Genomic DNA, 18,693 nt, shown 5'->3' on the forward strand with positions numbered 1-18,693 from the left:
CTTCGGGATACGATGTTTGTTAAAAATATGTTTTATTTCCATTCAAATATCCCAATATTTGCGAGCCTTCCAATAAGCCGAAACATGAAATATAACCCCACAACCCGACAAATGAGAATAGTCCATTGCAGAAACTACATTCTGTAAAATTTCTTTTTCATCATTTGCCAACATAAAATCATTTGTCATAAAAACAACCAGGGCAGACTCTCCTGCCTCACGTATTATATGCCAAATATTTCGGTATTTACCCCATCGGGGAATTTTATATCCGTTTTGCGTATGCCATTCCTTCACAGATCTCCAGTCTGGTCCCAACATGGATAATTCTGCTTTATCTATTTTTTGAATTTCTTTCAAACAATCGAGAGAACGCTCTAATGCCAATTGACCGACCCGTTTGATCAGTTTCTGTAACCTTTTCTGTAACAGACTATCAGTTTCTAACTCTGATAATAATTCAAATGAGTACATCATCTGTAAATACACATAAGCAGAATAATTATTTCCAATTTTTTCGGACTGGTCAATTGCCTCATTTATATAACTTCTATATAAATCATAATATTCTTTTTTTTGAGTTACATTCCATGCTGCAGCATAAAACATAGGTAAACGTGCCGCTTCATGCGGTTGTACATTCCACATCCTACAAATACCTAACGGGCATGGCTTCCCATCGGCCTGTAAAAAGTCAAAATTATTCTCAGCTATAACATTTTTATGCATTCTATCTGCAATGTCAGTAAGAATAGAACGGGCAATTTTTCTTCCGGAGTCATTAGACAGTGAACTGTTATAATATTTCCATACCCCATGTACACAATGAGTGTATTGATCTCTGGAAGAATTATAATAAAAACTTTTACCATCCTCCGTACAAACTCCCCTGGCGACGAATCCAGAAAAACCGGGTATTAAGGAACAACGCTTCAAACCCTCCAAAAGTAGAGATGCAAAGTTTTTCATTTGCTCATCTCCCGTTTGTTCATATCTATCAACAAGGGTACCCAGCATCGTACCCGTTAGAATTGCGCAATCTTCCATTCCTGTCCCATAACCACATGGATTAGGATACTGACGACTAACTTCCTGTTGAGTAGGCAGATGAGACAGCTCTTTCCCTTTTTCATAACTACTTATATAGTCATAAAAAAGATGAGTTCCGGAATGATAAAACCGATTCCATGAAACGGTCCATGCAACATCTATATTCGAATAATCTGTTTTTTCATTGCCATGAAGGGTAAACGCAGAACAAAGAAAAAACGCTAATAACAATCTCTTCATTTTATTATTTTATGATCTAAGATATGCCGGATGTTTTCTTTTTTATATAGAAACACATCCGACATACCAGCAATATTATTAATAACCCGGATTTTGATCTTTAATCGGATCAATAGCCTTATTATAGTTCGTCTCTACTACCGGAATAGCCCAAAGGAGCATAGAGGTATCCATAGCTATACCCTCTGCTTTCTTTATAGCTTCCACAGCTTTATCTGTACGTAATAAATCCAACCAACGCTTACATTCCAAAATCATTTCATATCCTCTTTCCTGAAGAACGAGTTCAAAAAATGAATCCGCATCATAATCTGAGATTTTAAAATCAACAGGAGATTCAGTTTCAGAATTATAACCATATCCACGGCGATGAACCTTATTCAAACATTCCATTGCTTCGACAGTTGGTCCGTTATTAGCCCGGCTAGCAGCCTCTGCATAAATCAACAGGACTTCCGGATAGCGATAAACAGGCCAGTCATTCGAAGCGTTTGTTGTCCCGTTCGGATCGATATACTTTTTAAAAAGCAATGTATTATCACCTAGACCAATGTCCCATGGATAAAAATTATGTTGTTTTCTAAGATCTTTATCATCCCAGTTTTTATAAAAATAATTATCTGTTGTTGAATAGAAAGAATACCAATTATTACCATAAGGTTTATAACCATCCCCATTTATATGGAAAAAATTCATCAATTCCCACCCCTTCTGATCTGTATATTTGAAATAAAAGATTTCTTCTGAGGTAGTTAGAATATCAGCACCATATATTTTTTCAAAATCATCGGGTTCCGAAACCTGTACTAAAGAATATTTACCGGAATCAATCACTTCTTTTGCTTTATCACGGGCATCTTCCCATCTTTTTAATGTCAGGTAAACATCAGCCAATAATGTTTTTGCCGTCCATTTAGAAGGTGTCCCCAATAGACGAGGAGTATCTGGCAGATATTCTTCCGCATATTCCAAATCACTGACTATTAACTCATAAACATCTTCCATAGAAGATCTGGCAACTTCTATCATATCCATGGTCTCTTCTGTACGAAGGGGAACTCCCGCCCATAACCGGACTAATGCAAAATAGTCAAAAGCCCGCAAAAACTTCGCTTCTCCAATAAATTGAGCCTTTTTATCTTCTGATATTTTATTTCCTCCCGTTGTATTCTTTATAACCACATTCGCATTCCGGATAGATAAATAAAGAGCGGTCCATACATGCCCCATATTAGTGATATTTGCAGTACTGAACCCCTTATATTCACTAATAGTAGCCAAGCTGCCTTTCCCATAGACATTATCCGGACATGCTTCCAATAACGTAAAGTAAGATGTGAATTTGCTTCCGTGTATCGGTTCATATACCCCATTCAGAGCAGCAGTAATTTCTTCTGCTGTATTATAAAACGTTTCACTTGCAATTGCTTTTGGATTTTCCTCCAACATATCGTTACATCCGGAAAAAAATGCCAGAACGATTATTGTATATATTATATTTTTCATCGTATTAAATATTTAAAATGACAATTTAGCACCAACAGTAAAACCCTTTGTTGTAGGATATGAATAATAATCTATCCCCTGATTCACAGAGGCTCCTCCTCCTTTTGAATTTACTTCCGGATCCCACCAGGGATATTTTGTGATAGTCAGCAGATTCTGACCACTGATATAAACCTGCCCTCGCTTCAACCAGCTAATACCCAGTTTACTCACCGGGATATTGTAGGCTAATTTTATATTTTTTAATCGGAGATAAGACCCATTATATACATAGTTATCAGCCATTTTTGTAGAGATCACATTATCTACAGCCGGATATTTTGCATTCGGATGATCGGGTGTCCAATGATTATAAAAAACTTCTTCCAACGCATTATATCCCAAATAGGTTTTATAATTTTGGGTAATCATGCTAAAGCTATATATATCATTACCCTGAGAACCCTGAATAAAGAAACTCAATTCAAAATTCTTCCACGACATATTAGAGGTCAGCCCATAGATAAAATCCGGATTAGGATCACCTATCACGGTCTTGTCATCTTCCGAAATACTGCCATCTTTATTATTATCCTTATAAACAAAATGCCCGTTCTCATCAAAACCTTCTGTCTGATATCCATAAAAAATACTCATCGGCAAACCTTCACGGAGCAGATTTACGTAATCATTAGCTACAATCAGATTATAAGTTGTTCCCTGGACATCCTGCCCCTCATACAACTTAACCACTTTATTACGATTAAATGAGATATTTGCCGAAACATTCCATTTGAACTCATTATCCAAAAGATCTGCATCAACCTGAAACTCAAATCCTTTATTCCGTATTTTTCCGATATTCTTAACCGTGGTTGTATATCCCAAAGAAGCCGGTAATTGTACTGTATTCAGCAGATCACGTGTATTTTTCAGATAATAGTCAGCCGTAATACGCAGACGGTTATTAAGAAATCCCAAATCCAGTCCAATATCCGTCTGGGAAGTTGTCTCCCATTTCAAATCACTGGGCAGACGGGTTCCCGGAGCATAATAGGTATACAAAGCATCATCAAAACTTACTTTTCCAGAAGATAACATATCTAAAGTATAGTAGGGATTAATAGCTGTACTACCTGTTTGCCCATATCCAATTCTCAATTTTCCGTTAGAGATAAAAGGCAGATCTTTCATAAAACCTTCTTCTGAGAAACGCCAGGCCAATGCACCGGAAGGGAAATATCCCCATTTATTACCTTTACTATAACGGGAAGAGCCATCAGCCCTAAAACTTACTGTTGCCAGATATTTCCCCTTATAAGAATAATTAAAACGCCCTAACCAAGATAACAACGCCCAATCTGTGTAAGACGAAGAAGGTGTATTAATAGTGGTTGCTGACCCCAAATCATATGATCCCGCCGCATCACTTAGAAAACCAGAACCAGAAGCACTCAATGATTTACCAGTATACTTCTCATAGGTAAATGCACCAGTTGCCGTAATTGTATGATCCTTATTTATTGTTTTATTATAAGTAATGATATTATCACTATTCAAGGTCAGGCCATTACTGGAAGAAACCCCTGCTGAACCAGAAGAATTGGGATATTCCACACCAGTATAGCTATCCAGCCGGGTATCTGTATTAGATACATTTCCTGATATTTTTATTGACAAGCCATCAATAGGTTTGTATGTCAATGCAATATTAGCCATTACTTTATTATCAACCTGCTTTTTGGATACCTCGTTAAAATAAGCAATCGGGTTAATCAGATTATCAGGACTAAAAGGATAGATCCCATTCAACAAACGATATTGTCCGTCTTCCATATAAGGCCCGACCGTCGGAGTCGCCGAAAGGGCGGATAATAGTATATTTTCTTCATCCGTCAACGATTGTCCAGTTCTACTTAATATTGAATTATATGATATTGAGAATTTTTTATTTATTTCATGATTAATGTTTGCCCTTAACACGATTCTTTGATAATCATTATTTTTAATGACTCCCTCCTGATTATAATAACTTGCCCCTACAGCAAACTGCGTCTTCTCATTTCCACCGTTTACAGTCAATGAATGATCCTGTACAGGAGCTGAACGAAAAATCAGATCCTGCCAGTCCGTACCCTTTCCAAAACGAGCAATTTCATCCTGGGAAAAGTACTTTTCACCTTTTGTATTCTCCCAAAAGAGATTATAATAATTAGCATACTCGGCCGCATCCATCAGTTCCAGTCTTTTTCTTACAGACTGCACACTATAACTGCCTTCATAATCGACGCTAACCCTCCCTTCTTTTGCCTGTTTGGTTGTTACAATAATAACCCCGTTTGCACCACGGGAACCATAAATTGCTGTTGCCGATGCATCTTTCAGAACCTCTACACTTTCTATATCCGACGAGTTAATCATACTCTGATCACCAGGGAAACCATTTATAATCCATAAGGGCTCATTATTGCCGGAAATAGAATTTGCTCCTCTGATTCGTATCTGCATATTTGCACCGGGAGCTCCTGAGTTCTGTTGAATTTGTACTCCCGGTACTCTACCCTGCAAAGCCTGTGAAATATTGTTAGTAGGAAGATCCATTATTGCATCACTTTTTACTGACGCCACAGATCCGGTCAGATCCGATTTCTTTACTGTGCCATAACCTATGACAACCACTTCATCCAATTGCCTGTTACTCTCTTCCAACAATATTTTTATATATGATTCTCCTTTGGCACGAAATTCCTGCGACAAGAACCCTATATAAGAAACAAGGATTGTAGAGTATTCATCGACCATTAACGAGAATTTACCTTCCATATCTGTAATTGTGCCATTTGTCGTACCTTTTTCCACAACATTAGCCCCAATGACAGGTTCCCCGTTCCGATCCGTCACGATACCAGAGATGCGCTTTTGCACCTGTTTTTGTTGCTCTACAGAACTGTTTTTCTTATATATAATAATATGCTTTTCATTGATGGCATATGTCAAATCCTGTCCGGATAACAATTGAGCCATTACTTCCTGTATATTCTCACGATCTATTTTTACAGAGACTTTTTTGGAAAGATTTACCTCTTCATTCCGGTACCAGAATGAAAATTCAGTTTGTTTTTTCACCTCATCTAAAGCTTCCTGCAAAGTAACTCCTTGCAAATGAAGTGATATTTCAGTCGTTTGAGAATAACCAACCGATGCAAATGTGCAGAATGTGGTTAACAAACATAGTATTATGGTTATTTTCATGATACTAAATACTTTTTTTAGCAGACTGACAGATACAGTCCGCCCATAGTTTGAAGATAATTTCATATATTTGTAAATGATTTTAGGTTTGTAATTTTGTTGCTAACGATTTCAGACTTAAGTCTTTTTTAAATCGGGAGATGTTGGTAGCATCTTCCGGTTTTCTTTACATTATTCTTCTCATAGGCATAGATATTTTAGTGATTAATAAATTATTTCTCGCTGATATAAACCTGGTTTCCTTCTATTTTATAACGCATACGTTTATCCAATGTCATAACATGTAATATCTGTTCCAGATTTTCTCCCCGTACAAAATCTCCGGTAAAGGCTATATCCTTCAATTTATCCGAAGAAATATGTATATGTACATTAAAGTTTCTCTCCAACAGTCTGGCTATATTTTCAAATGTAAGACCATCAAAATAAAATTTGCCGTCCTTCCAGGCTGTGTGATAATTTAGATCAACATCCCGTCTGACACATCCCCCGGTTCTTTTATCAAAACGTGCCAACTGTCCCGGAGCCAGACGAAGATCCCGATTTCCATTCCCCCATCCTACCTCCACACTTCCTTCAGTCAATGCAATCTCTACAAGCAGATCATCACTATAAGCTTTCACATTGAATTTAGTACCCAATACCTTCACTTGAACATCACCCGCTTTTACTAAAAACGGCCGGTTACGATCATGGACCACTTCGAAAAAAACTTCTCCTTGTACACTCACCTCCCGTTCCGGCAAAACAAAAGCAGTCGGATAACTCAATGTTGTACCGGCATTCAAAATCGCTTTACTTCCATCCGGCAACGTGACTGTTGATTTCATTCCTAAAGGGTTTGACAGCTCTATCTGCTGGCTATTTAACCGGTTATAACCTTGCTGAAAAGAATAATAGCCGGTTATACCTAATAAAACAGCAATTGATGCCGCCGCAGAAATAACCTTTATCCAAACTTTACGACGAAGAGACCTGTCTATTTTTCTATTCAACAGAGATAAAATGCTGCTACGCATCGCCTCCCCCTTAGCCATGACCTGAGGAGACAACTCTATACTGTTAAGAAGTCTAAGAAACTTCTCATGATCAGGATGCACCACTGACCATTGTTCCAGATATTTCTGATCCTCAGCCGATAAATCATTCATCAACCCGTCATTAACACGATCTATATTATTTTTTTCTTCCATATTTTCCCCTTATTACTTTTAAGGAGGAGACAGAAAAGGATTTCGTTTAAAAGAAAAACGATTTTTTTGATATTTTTTCAGATCATAGAATAAAACACCTGTATTATACTATATGCGCCAGCAATAAAGTAAATGTAATATCCGGAAAATAAGGTTTTAAGTTGGTTACAATCTTATCGACAGCAATCTTCATCTGCACACGGACTGTGCTTTCTTTGATTGAAAGTCTCTCAGCTATTTCTTTTGGTTTCAGTCCTTCCTGCCTGGCCAGCAGAAAAATTAAACGGCATTTCTCAGGTAATTCATCTATAACCCTATTCAGTATTTTTTCCATCTCCTCAACCAGTAATTTATCTTCAGGAGATTCATCCTCCCGGGCTGTAAGCCGGAGAGAAGTTTCATCCAAAGAAACAAAATGAGACTTTGACATTCGGGTTTGGTAACGGGTTGTCTCGTTGCGGACTGTTACAAACAAATATGTCTCAATATTTTCTATATCCTTTAATTTCAGACGTGATTGCCAAATTGAAAAGAAAACTTCGGTTACAACCTCCCGGCATGCTTCGGTATTTTTCAGAAAATAATATGCAAAACGGAATATCTGATCATAATACAGATCATAAAACAGAGTAAATGCCAGCCGGTTATCATCAGCTACCATTTTCAAAAGGTCCTTTATATCTACTAATCCCGTTTTCAAATTATCTCCTTTTCGCTTCTGCAAACGTAACAAAAATATTCCAGTGAATATCTTTCTGTAAAAATTTATACATAAAACAACCGATAGAAACCTCCATCAGGAGAAATATTCTACCGGTCATTTTTCAGTTTTATATTATCCGCAATGGAAATAAGTATTTACCAATCGAAGCATTCCTTCGGGGTCATTTTTCAAATCATCTCTCAGGGTAAAGTCGTTATAAGACTTCAACTTTTTGATTATACCGTCTATCATACTCGGGCTAAACACATTATATTTCTCAAAGACAGCCCGTTGTTTTTGCAGACGTTCGGCCGAAGCAGCACAACTGTCGGGTAACTGGTCTAGAGTTTCCAGACGGGCCTTGTTTTCTTCCTGGTGAATATTCACATTTACATAAGTCTTTTCGGCTATTTCCAACGCATTTTCTATCTCAAAACCATGACGACAAGCGACAGCCAATCCAGCCAACAACTGATACAAATCGGCGGAACCATCCGGCGAACGCATTTCAACCGTCTGTTTCTGTGTCGTATCATAATGGCTTTCCGATTCCAGGGGGTTAGCCAATACACACATGTCTTTTTTTGCAGCCCAGCCTAAGGGGACACGTACCAATACCGAACGGTTCCGGTCGCCCCAGCAAACGTTTGTCGGAGCTTCCTGATGAGGAACCAAACGGAAGTAAGAGGTTGGATTCGTATTTCCGAACGCAGTAATCGAAGGAGCCAGTTGCATCATTCCGGCAATCGCTTTACGGGCTGTTTCAGACAAAGCACCGTCGGCCAACATCTGGTTTTTACCGTCTTTCATAATTCGCATATGAACATGCAAACCCGAACCGGCTTTTCCGACTGTAATCTTAGGAGCGAATGTGATATCCAGACCATAGCTATAAGCCAGATTACGAATTACCCATTTGGCAATCATCAACTGGTCGGCAGCTTCTTCCACTTTGGTTGGTAGAAACTCGATTTCGTTTTGCTCATATATCTTTCCGTTCAATGTAAAGTTACCGACTTCGGAATGGCCATATTTAATCTGTCCGCCGGCCTGGGCAATATATTGCATACACTGGGTACGGAATTCATTGAATTTGGCAAACGGACCCGATTCATGATATCCGCGCTGGTCGGTTGCCGGGAATAATTCTTCCTCTTCCGCTATCACATAATACTCCAATTCGCCCATTGCCTGAAACTCCATGCCTGTTACTTCCGTAAAGGCTTTACTTGCCTTATGCAAGGTATATTCGGGAGAACTTTCCAACGGTTCGCCATCTTTATTAAAGAAGGAACAAAGCATTGTGATTGTCGGCAACTCGGCAAAAGGGTCGACGAAAGCTGTCCGGAAGCGGGGAATTACATACAGGTCGCTACTGCCGGCTTCAATAAAAGAGAACAGGCTGGAGCCGTCCACACGCTCACCACAGGTAAGGATTGCATTCAGATAGGCTGCATTATTAATAACAAAATTCAATGTTTTCAGACGGCCGTCTCCTGCCGGATACATAAAATTGACCATCTTGATTCCTTTTTCGCGGATAAAAGAAATAATATCCGCCTTTGTAAACTCAGATGAAGGTTTCTGCAAGAATTCGACTAAAAGATTCGAATTCATTTCTAATTCGTTTTCCATGTTTTGTTGATTGTATTTACACAGTATAGATTTAATTATATTTTCTATAAGGTTTCAAAGATAAAAAAAGATATGACGGTTGTTTCGCTTTTCGTTGGATTTTATCAGGTAAGTAAAAATAGAATTGCACTTTTTCTGAAAAAGCCTTGCATATTAAAAATAAAAACCTACCTTTGCACCCGCAATACGGAAGTAGCTCAGTTGGTAGAGCACTGGTCTCCAAAACCAGGTGTCGGGAGTTCGAGCCTCTCCTTCCGTGCAGAAGCGATACAATTTGTATCGCTTTTTTTATTTCCTTCCCTTATTTATTATGTAATTATCGTATATTGCACCCAATTTATCACCGTCTAAAACAAAAACGTTATGAATATAATTAAATACATATTATTCTCCTGTTTTTCAATAGGCTTGTTTACTTCTTGCGGAACAACCTTTAATAATGCCAAGAACGCAGATAGCAATATACAAAAATTAGAACTGGGAATGACTAAAATAGAAGTTATTGCCATTATGGGGAAGACTTATAAAAGGCTCGAAGTCAAACAAACAGCAGAAGGCTATCAGGAAACACTCGGATATGAAGACCTTCAGGATGGGCTATACCGTTTCAAATTACTGGATGGAAAACTTCAGGAATGGGATTATTTGCAACCCGACAGATGCAAGGAAAAACATTCGGATAACTAGTACTTACAAAACATATATGCTTTGATTGCGAAACATATATGCTTTGATTGCGAAACATATATGCTTTGCGTACAAAAGTCCCTTATTTTGATTTCAAAGGTCCCTTATCTTTGAACCGGTGTTTAGTCCGATAATATTTCCAACCCGTTTTCACGCATCACGAATGTGTGTTCCCATTGGGCGGAAGGAAGTTCGTCGTCGGTTATTACCGTCCAGCCATCTTCTTCGGCAATATAAACACGATATGTACCCATATTAATCATCGGTTCAATCGTAAAGACCATTCCCGGGACCAGTAACATGCCGGTACCCTTACGCCCGAAATGAGTTACTTCGGGTTCTTCATGAAATTCCAGTCCTACCCCATGCCCGCACAAATCACGGACAACGGAAAAACCGTTCTTTTCCGCATGTTTCTGGATGGCATGACCTATATCACCTACAAAACCGAATGGCTTAGCTGCCTTCATTCCTATTTCCAGACACTCTTTTGCCACACGCACCAGTTTCTCTTCTTTAGGAGAAACCTTGCCAATCATAAACATTCGCGAAGCATCCGAATAATAACCGTCCAGGATTGTCGAAACATCCACATTGATAATATCTCCCTCCTTTAATATCTCTTTTTCGCTGGGGATACCGTGGCAGACCACTTCATTGACGGAAGTGCACACGCTCTTCGGGAATCCTTCAAAATTCAGCGGGGCCGGGATAGCACCGTGGTCAACCGTATAGTCATAGACCAGTTTGTCTATTGCGGCTGTCGACATTCCGGCTTTTATTTCTTTTCCCACTAAATCGAGAATACCTGAATTTACAACCCCGCTTCTGCGGATACCTTCAATCTGTTCTTCTGTTTTAATCAATTTCCGGGAAGGTACCAAATGACCTTTATTCTGGAGGTTGAGAATCTTTTTATCCAATTCGGTAAGTGGCTGACCTTTGATAAGTTGCCAATTGTTTCTTTTTCTCATAAATCTTTGCTGTTATCGTTAGTAATAACACAACAAAGGTACGTTTGTTTTTCTTCTTTTCGGAAAAAACGAGTTTAATAAAGTTCAAAAAACAATCCCCAGCTTAAAGGAGAGGCTATGAAAACTCAACGATTCTTCATAGGAAGAATCAAGATAAGGGGTTGAATATTCTTGTAAGCGCTTTAAATCCTGCAATCCGTATCCCAGGGAAAACAACATCTCCTTATCAGACAATAAGTTCATCCGGATACCCACAGACGGGAACAAATAAAATCCTCCGTCCACTTTACTTGTCGGTGCAAAAGAATAGCCGGCCGCGCAATCCAGATACGGAGTGAACCTGCCCGGTTTCAACAGGTTGAATTGTAGGTTTCCCGTCAAAGGAATCAGTGCTTCCTTATCATAAAGGGAAAAACCGGTCCCCACCCCGGCAGCAAAGCGGCTACTGAAAGAATACAACGCCCTGCCTTCCAATGCGAAAGGGACTGTCGAAGGAGTGCTCATTGGGATACCCGTACTGACGGTTACCTGATACCGGACAGGGTTACATTCCCTCTGCCCTTTCGAAAAAAACGGTATCAGAAAGAAAAGCATGATAAATAGATATTGTTTCATGGCTGAATCGTTATGGTTATTTGTTCGACAATCTTCAAAGCGGAAGTCAGGGTGGAAGTATCCGTATATAGTTGCCCATTGCTTCCGTCAGGCGAACTATGGCCGATAAGGCTGGCGACATACGATGTAACGCCGGATGTCAGGTCGATATCTGCGGCATAAACAACAGCCGGTTGTCCGCTCCCTTCTTTTCCTCCCGAATAATTATCATCTCCCTCCTGAGCCGATTTGGGATAACTCTCATTAAAATCGGTCGAATGGTTGATTTCTATTTTTATACGGAACTGCTTCAGACCGTCTGCCGGTTGCATCTTCACATCGAATCCGGAATGCGGCGTAGCGCCGGTCAGACCGTCGGTGAAAGGTTCCTTTTTAGTCGGCAGATAAAGACCGTCGTCATATTTTACCCCACGGGAATAACACCAATGCGGCAATGCTTCTTTCCTTCTGTTCTTACCGGCCATCAGCCAGCTTTGAGTCGCAATCTTATGCGTCACATAGACAGTCGACAGATAATTTCCATCCTTATCTTCCAACCAGATTGCTATCTGGGGAGGATTCTTTCTACTGATTCCTAAAAACAAGGGAAAATCGTGCAACCATGATTCGCCTTTCTGCAAGGTAATCTTTAAGTCATTACTCTTATACTCAACCAAATCGTTGTTACAGGAGCAGCAGGCCAACAGTGCCATACAAGCTCCTAAAATAATACCATACTTATGCATTTCTATAATTTTTAATCCAATTATCAATCAACAGGTCTATACCTTTTTCCAATTCCTCCCAGCCGGTCTCACTCTGCAATTTGAAGCCGTTGTAGACCGGACAATTCTCTTCCAGCATAACCAGATAAGTGATAGAAGATGTGAGAACCGTCGCTATAACGGCAATATCCGCTTTCGGCCAGTCCGTCAACCGGCTGACAGCATCAATCAGCCAGATACCCTTCGCCTCCCTCCTCTCACGCAGTTCTTTGATTACTTTATTCTTGGCCGAAAGTTCCCAACGATACAACCGCCTCAGCGTATAGCTGTTACGCAACATCGTGATTTGGTCACGAAACAGTTTCTTGACAAACTCACCCAAGTGCTCCACTTCCGGCAGTTCCGGTTCCAGATTAATCCAGTAATCATTCCGTTCGATATAAGCAACAATCAATCCGTCCAGCGATTCAAAATAACGATAAATCAGCATTTTGGATAATCCGGCTTTGGCCGCAACCGCATTAATTCCCAGATTTTCGAAACCATCTTCTTCTATCAGGTCATCCACAGCCTTCAACAGAGCCAACTCTGTCAACTCTCTGTTTTTATTTGTTCTTACTACTTCTTTTTCCATACTTTATATCTTTGTTACCACTCGGCAACAAAACTAAGTTACCAAACGGTAACATCAAAAGGAAAAGTAATTTATTTTAAATTCACCGGCAACTTTCTCCTCTGGTGGAGAAAACTGTTCCGCAACAACACCTCATCACAAAACACACAAATATCAATAGTGGGAATAAGAAACGGAAAAATCATGTATCTTTACCGATGTATAACATAAAAATTGGAATGCTAAATGAAAACGTCTTATTCCCACTTACCTGATTATGCAAAAAACGATTTGCAACAGATCGTCACTCTGATACTGGAAAGAGTGCCCCATTGCGAAATGATTATCCTGTACGGAAGTTACGCCAGGGGAACATTTGTGGAATATGACGAACGGGATGAATTTGGCATCCTCACTTCTTTTATGAGCGACTACGATCTGTTGGTAGTTACCAGCAATGAAGACGTTCGTGAAGTAGGACATCTACTGGACACTGTGGACGACAAATATTATAAACGTCCCGACAACCAGGTTCCTATTCAATTTATCAACGACGATATAGAGAAATTGAACTCCGACCTGTCGGAAGGAAGATATTTCTATACCAGCATCCAAAAACAAGGGATTATGTTATACGACAGTGGAAATTATAAACTGGAACGTCCCCGGAAGCTGAACTTTCAGGAGATCACGCAACAGTCACAAGAGTATTTTAACGAGAAGTTTGAAAAGGCTGGTTATTTCATCGATCACGCTTCTTTTGATTATGAAAAAGGAAGATATAATTTAGCTTCTTTCGATTTACATCAAGCCTGTGAGAATTATTTCTATGCATTGCGTTTAGTTCATACCCTGAAAAACAGCAAGCAACACAACCTGTCAAAACTGTTAGGTGCAACCCATAAATATTCGCCCGAATTACAGAAAATCTTTCCCCGAAAGCCGAAGGAAGAAAAACGATTATTTGAACTACTCCGCCTGGCCTATGTAGAAGCAAGGTATAATTCTAAATTCGTTGTCACCAAGGAGGAGATAGAAGCATTATTTCCTAAAGTGGAAAGGTTGCGCGATATTACCGAAGAAATCTGTAAATCCCAAATAGAAACGTACAGGCAGATGGGGCAATAGTTATAGATATATTCGTATATTTACACTATAAAAATCATATATAACAAATTAACCTATTAAAAATGATAGAAGCACCGGAAGCCCTAATCCTATCGGAACAATTAAATCAAACGATTAAAGGAAAGAGAATCTCTTTTGTCAGTGCCGGATATACCCCGCATAAATTTGTCTGGTATTATGGAGACCCTGTCGGTTACAGTGATAAGTTACTCCATAAAACTGTCGGAAAAGCACATGCTTACGGAGGGTTGGTTGAAGTGGAAATCGAGGATGTACGGTTACTTTTCGGAGACGGGATGAATATTTGTTATTATGCTCCCGGAAAAAAGCTGCCGGAAAAACATCAGTTACTGATTGCCTTCGAGGATGAAAGTTGTATCATGGGTTCTGCCCGAATGTACGGCGGAATCTGGTGTTTCCCGGCTGATTCTTTTGAATGCAATTTTTCCTCCTATCGTGATGGGGCACGAAGCAAACCGCAGGTTCTTTCCGATGCTTTCAACAAAACCTATTTCCTGAGCCTGATAAACAGCGAAGAAAAACAAAAGAAAACAGCCAAAGCATTTCTGGCTACCGAACAAACAATTCCAGGTCTGGGAAACGGTGTTTTACAGGATATTCTCTTCAAGGCTCGTATCCATCCTAAAACACGCATCAGCACATTATCGGATAAACAGAAAGACACTTTGTTTCATTGCGTTAAAGATACGCTTCAGGATATTTATCTAGCCGGCGGCCGCAATTCTGAAACCGACCTGTTCGGTAAGAAAGGAGGTTATATTCCCATTTTATCTAAAAATACCGTCGGAAAACCATGTCCGGTCTGCGGAGAAAATATACGGAAGGAAAATTATTTAGGAGGAAGTATTTATTATTGCTTCGAATGTCAGAAATAATTCAACCGTAAGGTTCTATCTCTTCACAAACCCAATCGGAAGTATGTTCTATTGTATAACGTAACTTTTCCGGCTCCTGACGAGTATCAAAGAGCATAGCTATTTTTACAACATTGTATTCAACCCAATAAACGATCTTAATATTGGGATGTTACAAAAAGGAACGAAAACACTGAGAGAAATCCAGTAATGAAGGTTCCACATAACCTAATCCCGGAAAATAAGTCAAAGTTCTAATATTTTCTTTTATAGAAGAATAAATCAGATCTGCGACCTTCTTTCCATGCAATTTATGGTTAAAGACTTTTACATCATGTAATTGTCTTTTTGCTAAAGGAGACATAATAAACTTTAATCTTTTCATGTATCCAACCCGAATTCTTTATCCAATTCAGCAAAAACTTCTTCACCATCCAACATCCTTCCGTTTCGGTCATCCTCCAAAACCTGATCGATCAAACTACGGAAATGTTCTACTGAATGTATCTGCATACTTTCAGGACATGCAAACTGAACCTGTCCTTCTTGCAGATAAGTAAAAATCTGATCTTCCAAAGAAATCAGCAACTCCTCATCTTCTATCTGGCTGATCTGTTTTATCAGATCTTCCCGACGTCTGTTTATTGAATTGGTTGACATAATATGAACTATTAACGTGATTTACAAAGGTAGTAATAATATGATTCGATTCCGGATTTTTTCCAAATCAATTCGTATGTTTGCAATATGAAATGGAAATATTCTTTTATCGTATTATTATCTGCTTTGATTGCCTGTAATAACAATACGGAATCTAAAGACAATAAAGAGGTTAATGAAACATTGGAGACAATCTTCAACCGCAAAAGCGTACGCAAATACACTGAACGTCCGGTTGAAAAAGAGAAACTGGAGACACTGGTACGTGCAGGAATGGCCGCCCCTTCTTCCAGAGACCGCCGTCCATGGGAATTTATCATCGTAACAGACCGGGACATTCTGGATACAATGGGAGACGGACTCCCTCTGGCTCGTATGTTAAAAGAGACCAAGCAAGCTATTATCGTTTGCGGAGATACAGCGAAATCCAATAACGCCTGGCAACTGGACTGTTCCGCTGCCGCACAAAACGTATTACTGGCAGCCGAATCTTTGGGACTGGGAGCCGTCTGGACAGCAGCTTATCCGTATCCTGAACGGACGAAAGTAGTTCGGGAGGCTTTACACTTACCGGAACACATCGTTCCGCTGACTGTCATTCCGGTAGGCTATCCGACAGGCATTGAAAAGCCCAAAGACAAATTCAATAAGAAACAAATGCGCTATAACGGATGGTAAAAAAGACTCCCGGTGCTATCCTGCCGTCTGACAGGAAACACCGGGAGTTTCATTTATCGTTTAGTTCAGAGAGAGATCAGAATCCGGCATGTTCTTCCTTGTTCACCGACTGGTCCGAATCACGTTTCTTCTCGCCATTATATACCCACTCGATTTCATCCTCGTACGTCTTGCCGTTTTTCACAACAACCGTCTTTACGATATTTTTGCCCATATCGAGCGTAATGTTATCTATAATATAATGTACGGGCGTATAACCTTCACGGATACCGGTCAGTTCCTTTCCGTTCAGATACACTTTCGGCGTACCGATATTTGAATAAACAGTCACAGACGTTTCCTTTTTCTCACGGTCCCAGTTACGACGTTGAGTCAGATACAGTACAGGTTCTTTGCTCCAGTTTGCCTTGTACCAGAAATAAGAATCTTTCTTTATTTTACGGTCGAATGTTACCAGACCTTTCATATTACGTGCCGGAACACCGCCACGCACCCACATCGGAGCACAGAAATCAAACGTATTCCAAAGATAAGAAGCAATGATATACGGATGGGCAGCGATCACACTCCACTGATATTCGTGCGTTTTGGTAGCGAATGTTTCGGGATAGAACTCTTTCGTCCAATTCAGCGCATCTCCCAGATACTCCGTCTGATGGTTCAGGTTGGCATCTGCACCATATTCGGTCAGCATCAGTTTCTGATGCGGATATTCTTTCTCCAAATTCTCCACCCAGGGTTTGATATCCTGTATTTTCTTTTCATACCAACCGAAATAGCGGTTCATACCCTGAATATCGGCAACCAGGTTAACCGGATGCTCCATATGTCCGTATCCGTTCACCGAAACCGTATAACGGTCCGGGTCTTCCGTTTTAGCCAGGTCATGCAAAGACTGGGTCAGTTCTTTTGTATATTGGTGCGGCTGATATACCTCATTATGCAATCCCCACACATAGATAGAAGGATGATTGAAGCTCTGGCGGATCATTTCACGCAACTGGTTACGGCAATTCTCCGCTTCCTGCCCGGTCACACGGTTTACAAACGGTATCTCCGCCCAAATAATCAACCCCAGACTGTCACAACGAGAATACAGATAATCGGATTGCTGATAGTGGGCAAAACGAACGGTTGTCGCACCGACATCCATAATCGTAGCCAGGTCGAAATCATGGTTTTCGTTCTTCAAGGCACTTCCCAGCCCCCACCAGTCCTGATGACGGGTAACACCATACATCGGATATTTCTCACCATTCAGATAGAAACCTTTGCCGGCAACAATTTCATATTTACGCAACCCCAACGGCTGTACCATTTCATCAATCACCAGTCCGTCTTTAATCAAGCGGCTGACAACCTTATACAGATAAGGATTTTCACGTCCCTGCCACAAAGTCGGTTTCTTTATCGTAAAAGAAGATTCATAGGCCTGCTCACCTTGTGCCGACAGTTCGAAAGACTGGCTATGAGTAGCCACCTGCTTTCCTTCCTGATCGTAAATCGTATTCTGCAAAGTAACAGGAGCGGGTTGCAGAGTTCCGTTGTCGAGCTTTACCTTCACTTTTACATCTGCCTGTTTCTTCGATACATTCTTCTGGGTGATATAAACACCGGGAGATGCACAATCGGTCACACTTATATTATACGGTTCAGTGACAACCAGCCACACCGGACGATAGATACCGCCATATACGCCAAACAAATTATGATTAACAGGGATCACATCGGGACGTGATTTATTATCCGCTTTCACGATAATCTCATTCTCCTCTCCAGCCTTCAATAGCGGACTGATCTCACAGGCAAAAGCAGAATATCCGCCTTTATGGGAAGTAGCCAGCATGCCGTTCACAAAAACTTCTGCACAGGAGCCGACTCCCTCAAACCGTAAAAAGACACGTTTATCTTTCAGTTCAGTCGGGAAGAAATATTGTTTTTTATAATAAGCCGCCCCTTCATAAAAACTATTGGCCTGTACCTGCATATCTTTTGCATTCCAGGTATGAGGGATTTCAACTTCCGACCATCCCTTATCCCATTTTGGGGCATTGATAGCCAGTTCCTTTTCCGCCGGAGCTTTTTTAAATGACCAGCCGGAATTAAATGATTCGACTTTCCGGCCTTCCGCCTGCATGGTCATTAATCCCAGACAGGCTAATAATAAGGTTAAACTTAATACTCGTTTATTCATGATTTGT

Annotated in this window: 16 protein-coding genes and 1 tRNA gene; 5 read left to right on the top strand and 12 right to left on the bottom strand. The window is 40.1% G+C overall.

Translation table 11 applies throughout. The features are described 5' to 3' along the window. Nucleotides 1-42: 42 nt before the first annotated feature. From NBH14_RS07735 to NBH14_RS07760, 6 genes are all read right to left on the bottom strand, one after another. Complete coding sequence (locus tag NBH14_RS07735) at nt 43-1,290, bottom strand: hypothetical protein (RefSeq protein WP_222622142.1); 1,248 nt, start codon at nt 1,288-1,290, stop codon at nt 43-45. 78 nt (nt 1,291-1,368) lie between these two features. Beyond that, the gene (locus tag NBH14_RS07740) at nt 1,369-2,796 is read right to left on the bottom strand and encodes a RagB/SusD family nutrient uptake outer membrane protein (protein ID WP_186961310.1); all 1,428 of its coding nucleotides are present in this window, start codon (nt 2,794-2,796) and stop codon (nt 1,369-1,371) included. A gap of 12 nt (nt 2,797-2,808) precedes the next feature. Continuing rightward, a complete protein-coding gene (locus NBH14_RS07745; protein ID WP_186961309.1) occupies nt 2,809-6,027 on the bottom strand; it encodes a TonB-dependent receptor in 3,219 nt (1,072 codons plus the stop codon). Between the two features lie 212 nt (nt 6,028-6,239). Then, complete coding sequence (locus tag NBH14_RS07750; RefSeq protein WP_250817291.1) at nt 6,240-7,220, bottom strand: FecR family protein; 981 nt, start codon at nt 7,218-7,220, stop codon at nt 6,240-6,242. A 103-nt stretch (nt 7,221-7,323) separates the two neighbouring features. Further along, nucleotides 7,324-7,920 (bottom strand): RNA polymerase sigma-70 factor, encoded by a 597-nt coding sequence (locus NBH14_RS07755; protein WP_186961308.1) that lies wholly within the window; start codon nt 7,918-7,920, stop codon nt 7,324-7,326. A 135-nt stretch (nt 7,921-8,055) separates the two neighbouring features. Next, nucleotides 8,056-9,558 carry a glutamine synthetase family protein gene (locus NBH14_RS07760; RefSeq protein ID WP_128134898.1) on the bottom strand — a complete coding sequence of 501 codons (1,503 nt, stop codon included), beginning with the start codon at nt 9,556-9,558 and terminating at the stop codon, nt 8,056-8,058. 186 nt (nt 9,559-9,744) lie between these two features. Here NBH14_RS07760 and NBH14_RS07765 point away from each other — a divergent pair. Together NBH14_RS07765 and NBH14_RS07770 are read left to right on the top strand one after the other, a co-directional pair. Continuing rightward, nucleotides 9,745-9,817 (top strand) — tRNA-Trp (locus NBH14_RS07765). Nucleotides 9,818-9,921: 104 nt separating this feature from the next. Beyond that, a complete protein-coding gene (locus NBH14_RS07770) occupies nt 9,922-10,245 on the top strand; it encodes a hypothetical protein (RefSeq protein WP_186961307.1) in 324 nt (107 codons plus the stop codon). A 122-nt stretch (nt 10,246-10,367) separates the two neighbouring features. Here the strand turns inward: NBH14_RS07770 and map are convergent, their stop codons facing one another. The 4 genes from map to NBH14_RS07790 form a co-directional block, all read right to left on the bottom strand. Continuing rightward, nucleotides 10,368-11,219, bottom strand: a complete 852-nt coding sequence (map, locus tag NBH14_RS07775) for a type I methionyl aminopeptidase (RefSeq protein ID WP_186961306.1) — start codon at nt 11,217-11,219, stop codon at nt 10,368-10,370. An 84-nt stretch (nt 11,220-11,303) separates the two neighbouring features. Then, nucleotides 11,304-11,834, bottom strand: a complete 531-nt coding sequence (locus tag NBH14_RS07780; RefSeq protein WP_186961305.1) for a hypothetical protein — start codon at nt 11,832-11,834, stop codon at nt 11,304-11,306. Then, a complete protein-coding gene (locus NBH14_RS07785; RefSeq protein ID WP_186961304.1) occupies nt 11,831-12,559 on the bottom strand; it encodes a T9SS type B sorting domain-containing protein in 729 nt (242 codons plus the stop codon). The genes NBH14_RS07780 and NBH14_RS07785 overlap by 4 nt, the downstream gene beginning before the upstream one ends. After that, nucleotides 12,552-13,172, bottom strand: coding sequence for a TetR/AcrR family transcriptional regulator (locus NBH14_RS07790; protein ID WP_186961303.1), 621 nt, complete (start codon nt 13,170-13,172; stop codon nt 12,552-12,554). Before NBH14_RS07790 ends, NBH14_RS07785 begins: the two co-directional genes overlap by 8 nt. A gap of 225 nt (nt 13,173-13,397) precedes the next feature. On the opposite strand from NBH14_RS07790, the gene NBH14_RS07795 reads away from it, so the two are divergent. After that, entirely contained in the window at nt 13,398-14,279 is an 882-nt protein-coding gene (locus NBH14_RS07795; RefSeq protein WP_186961302.1) for a HEPN domain-containing protein, read from the top strand. A gap of 62 nt (nt 14,280-14,341) precedes the next feature. Beyond that, nucleotides 14,342-15,175: an endonuclease VIII gene (locus tag NBH14_RS07800; protein ID WP_186961301.1), complete on the top strand. Its 834-nt coding sequence runs from the start codon at nt 14,342-14,344 to the stop codon at nt 15,173-15,175. 360 nt (nt 15,176-15,535) lie between these two features. On the opposite strand, the gene NBH14_RS07805 is transcribed toward NBH14_RS07800, so the two are convergent. Next, on the bottom strand, nt 15,536-15,814 hold the full coding sequence (locus NBH14_RS07805) for a hypothetical protein (RefSeq protein ID WP_186961300.1): 279 nt from the start codon (nt 15,812-15,814) through the stop codon (nt 15,536-15,538). A gap of 87 nt (nt 15,815-15,901) precedes the next feature. Here NBH14_RS07805 and NBH14_RS07810 point away from each other — a divergent pair, with 87 nt between their 5' ends. Continuing rightward, the gene (locus NBH14_RS07810; RefSeq protein ID WP_186961299.1) at nt 15,902-16,492 is read left to right on the top strand and encodes a nitroreductase family protein; all 591 of its coding nucleotides are present in this window, start codon (nt 15,902-15,904) and stop codon (nt 16,490-16,492) included. Between the two features lie 76 nt (nt 16,493-16,568). Here NBH14_RS07810 and NBH14_RS07815 read toward each other — a convergent pair whose 3' ends face one another. Then, nucleotides 16,569-18,629, bottom strand: a complete 2,061-nt coding sequence (locus tag NBH14_RS07815; RefSeq protein WP_436277991.1) for a glycoside hydrolase family 2 protein — start codon at nt 18,627-18,629, stop codon at nt 16,569-16,571. Nucleotides 18,630-18,693: the final 64 nt, after the last annotated feature.

Origin of the sequence: Parabacteroides caecihominis (assembly GCF_023656785.1) — a bacterium.
In the GTDB taxonomy this organism is placed as follows: domain Bacteria; phylum Bacteroidota; class Bacteroidia; order Bacteroidales; family Tannerellaceae; genus Parabacteroides; species Parabacteroides segnis.

Coding starts and splice junctions, on each gene's coding strand:
- NBH14_RS07735 (WP_222622142.1), bottom strand. CDS start 1,290: ATGAAGAGATTGTTATTAGCGTTTTTTCTTTGTTCTGCGTTTACCCTT.
- NBH14_RS07740 (WP_186961310.1), bottom strand. CDS start 2,796: ATGAAAAATATAATATATACAATAATCGTTCTGGCATTTTTTTCCGGA.
- NBH14_RS07745 (WP_186961309.1), bottom strand. CDS start 6,027: ATGAAAATAACCATAATACTATGTTTGTTAACCACATTCTGCACATTT.
- NBH14_RS07750 (WP_250817291.1), bottom strand. CDS start 7,220: ATGGAAGAAAAAAATAATATAGATCGTGTTAATGACGGGTTGATGAAT.
- NBH14_RS07760 (WP_128134898.1), bottom strand. CDS start 9,558: ATGGAAAACGAATTAGAAATGAATTCGAATCTTTTAGTCGAATTCTTG.
- NBH14_RS07770 (WP_186961307.1), top strand. CDS start 9,922: ATGAATATAATTAAATACATATTATTCTCCTGTTTTTCAATAGGCTTG.
- map (WP_186961306.1), bottom strand. CDS start 11,219: ATGAGAAAAAGAAACAATTGGCAACTTATCAAAGGTCAGCCACTTACC.
- NBH14_RS07780 (WP_186961305.1), bottom strand. CDS start 11,834: ATGAAACAATATCTATTTATCATGCTTTTCTTTCTGATACCGTTTTTT.
- NBH14_RS07785 (WP_186961304.1), bottom strand. CDS start 12,559: ATGCATAAGTATGGTATTATTTTAGGAGCTTGTATGGCACTGTTGGCC.
- NBH14_RS07790 (WP_186961303.1), bottom strand. CDS start 13,172: ATGGAAAAAGAAGTAGTAAGAACAAATAAAAACAGAGAGTTGACAGAG.
- NBH14_RS07795 (WP_186961302.1), top strand. CDS start 13,398: ATGAAAACGTCTTATTCCCACTTACCTGATTATGCAAAAAACGATTTG.
- NBH14_RS07800 (WP_186961301.1), top strand. CDS start 14,342: ATGATAGAAGCACCGGAAGCCCTAATCCTATCGGAACAATTAAATCAA.
- NBH14_RS07805 (WP_186961300.1), bottom strand. CDS start 15,814: ATGTCAACCAATTCAATAAACAGACGTCGGGAAGATCTGATAAAACAG.
- NBH14_RS07810 (WP_186961299.1), top strand. CDS start 15,902: ATGAAATGGAAATATTCTTTTATCGTATTATTATCTGCTTTGATTGCC.
- NBH14_RS07815 (WP_436277991.1), bottom strand. CDS start 18,629: ATGCAGGCGGAAGGCCGGAAAGTCGAATCATTTAATTCCGGCTGGTCA.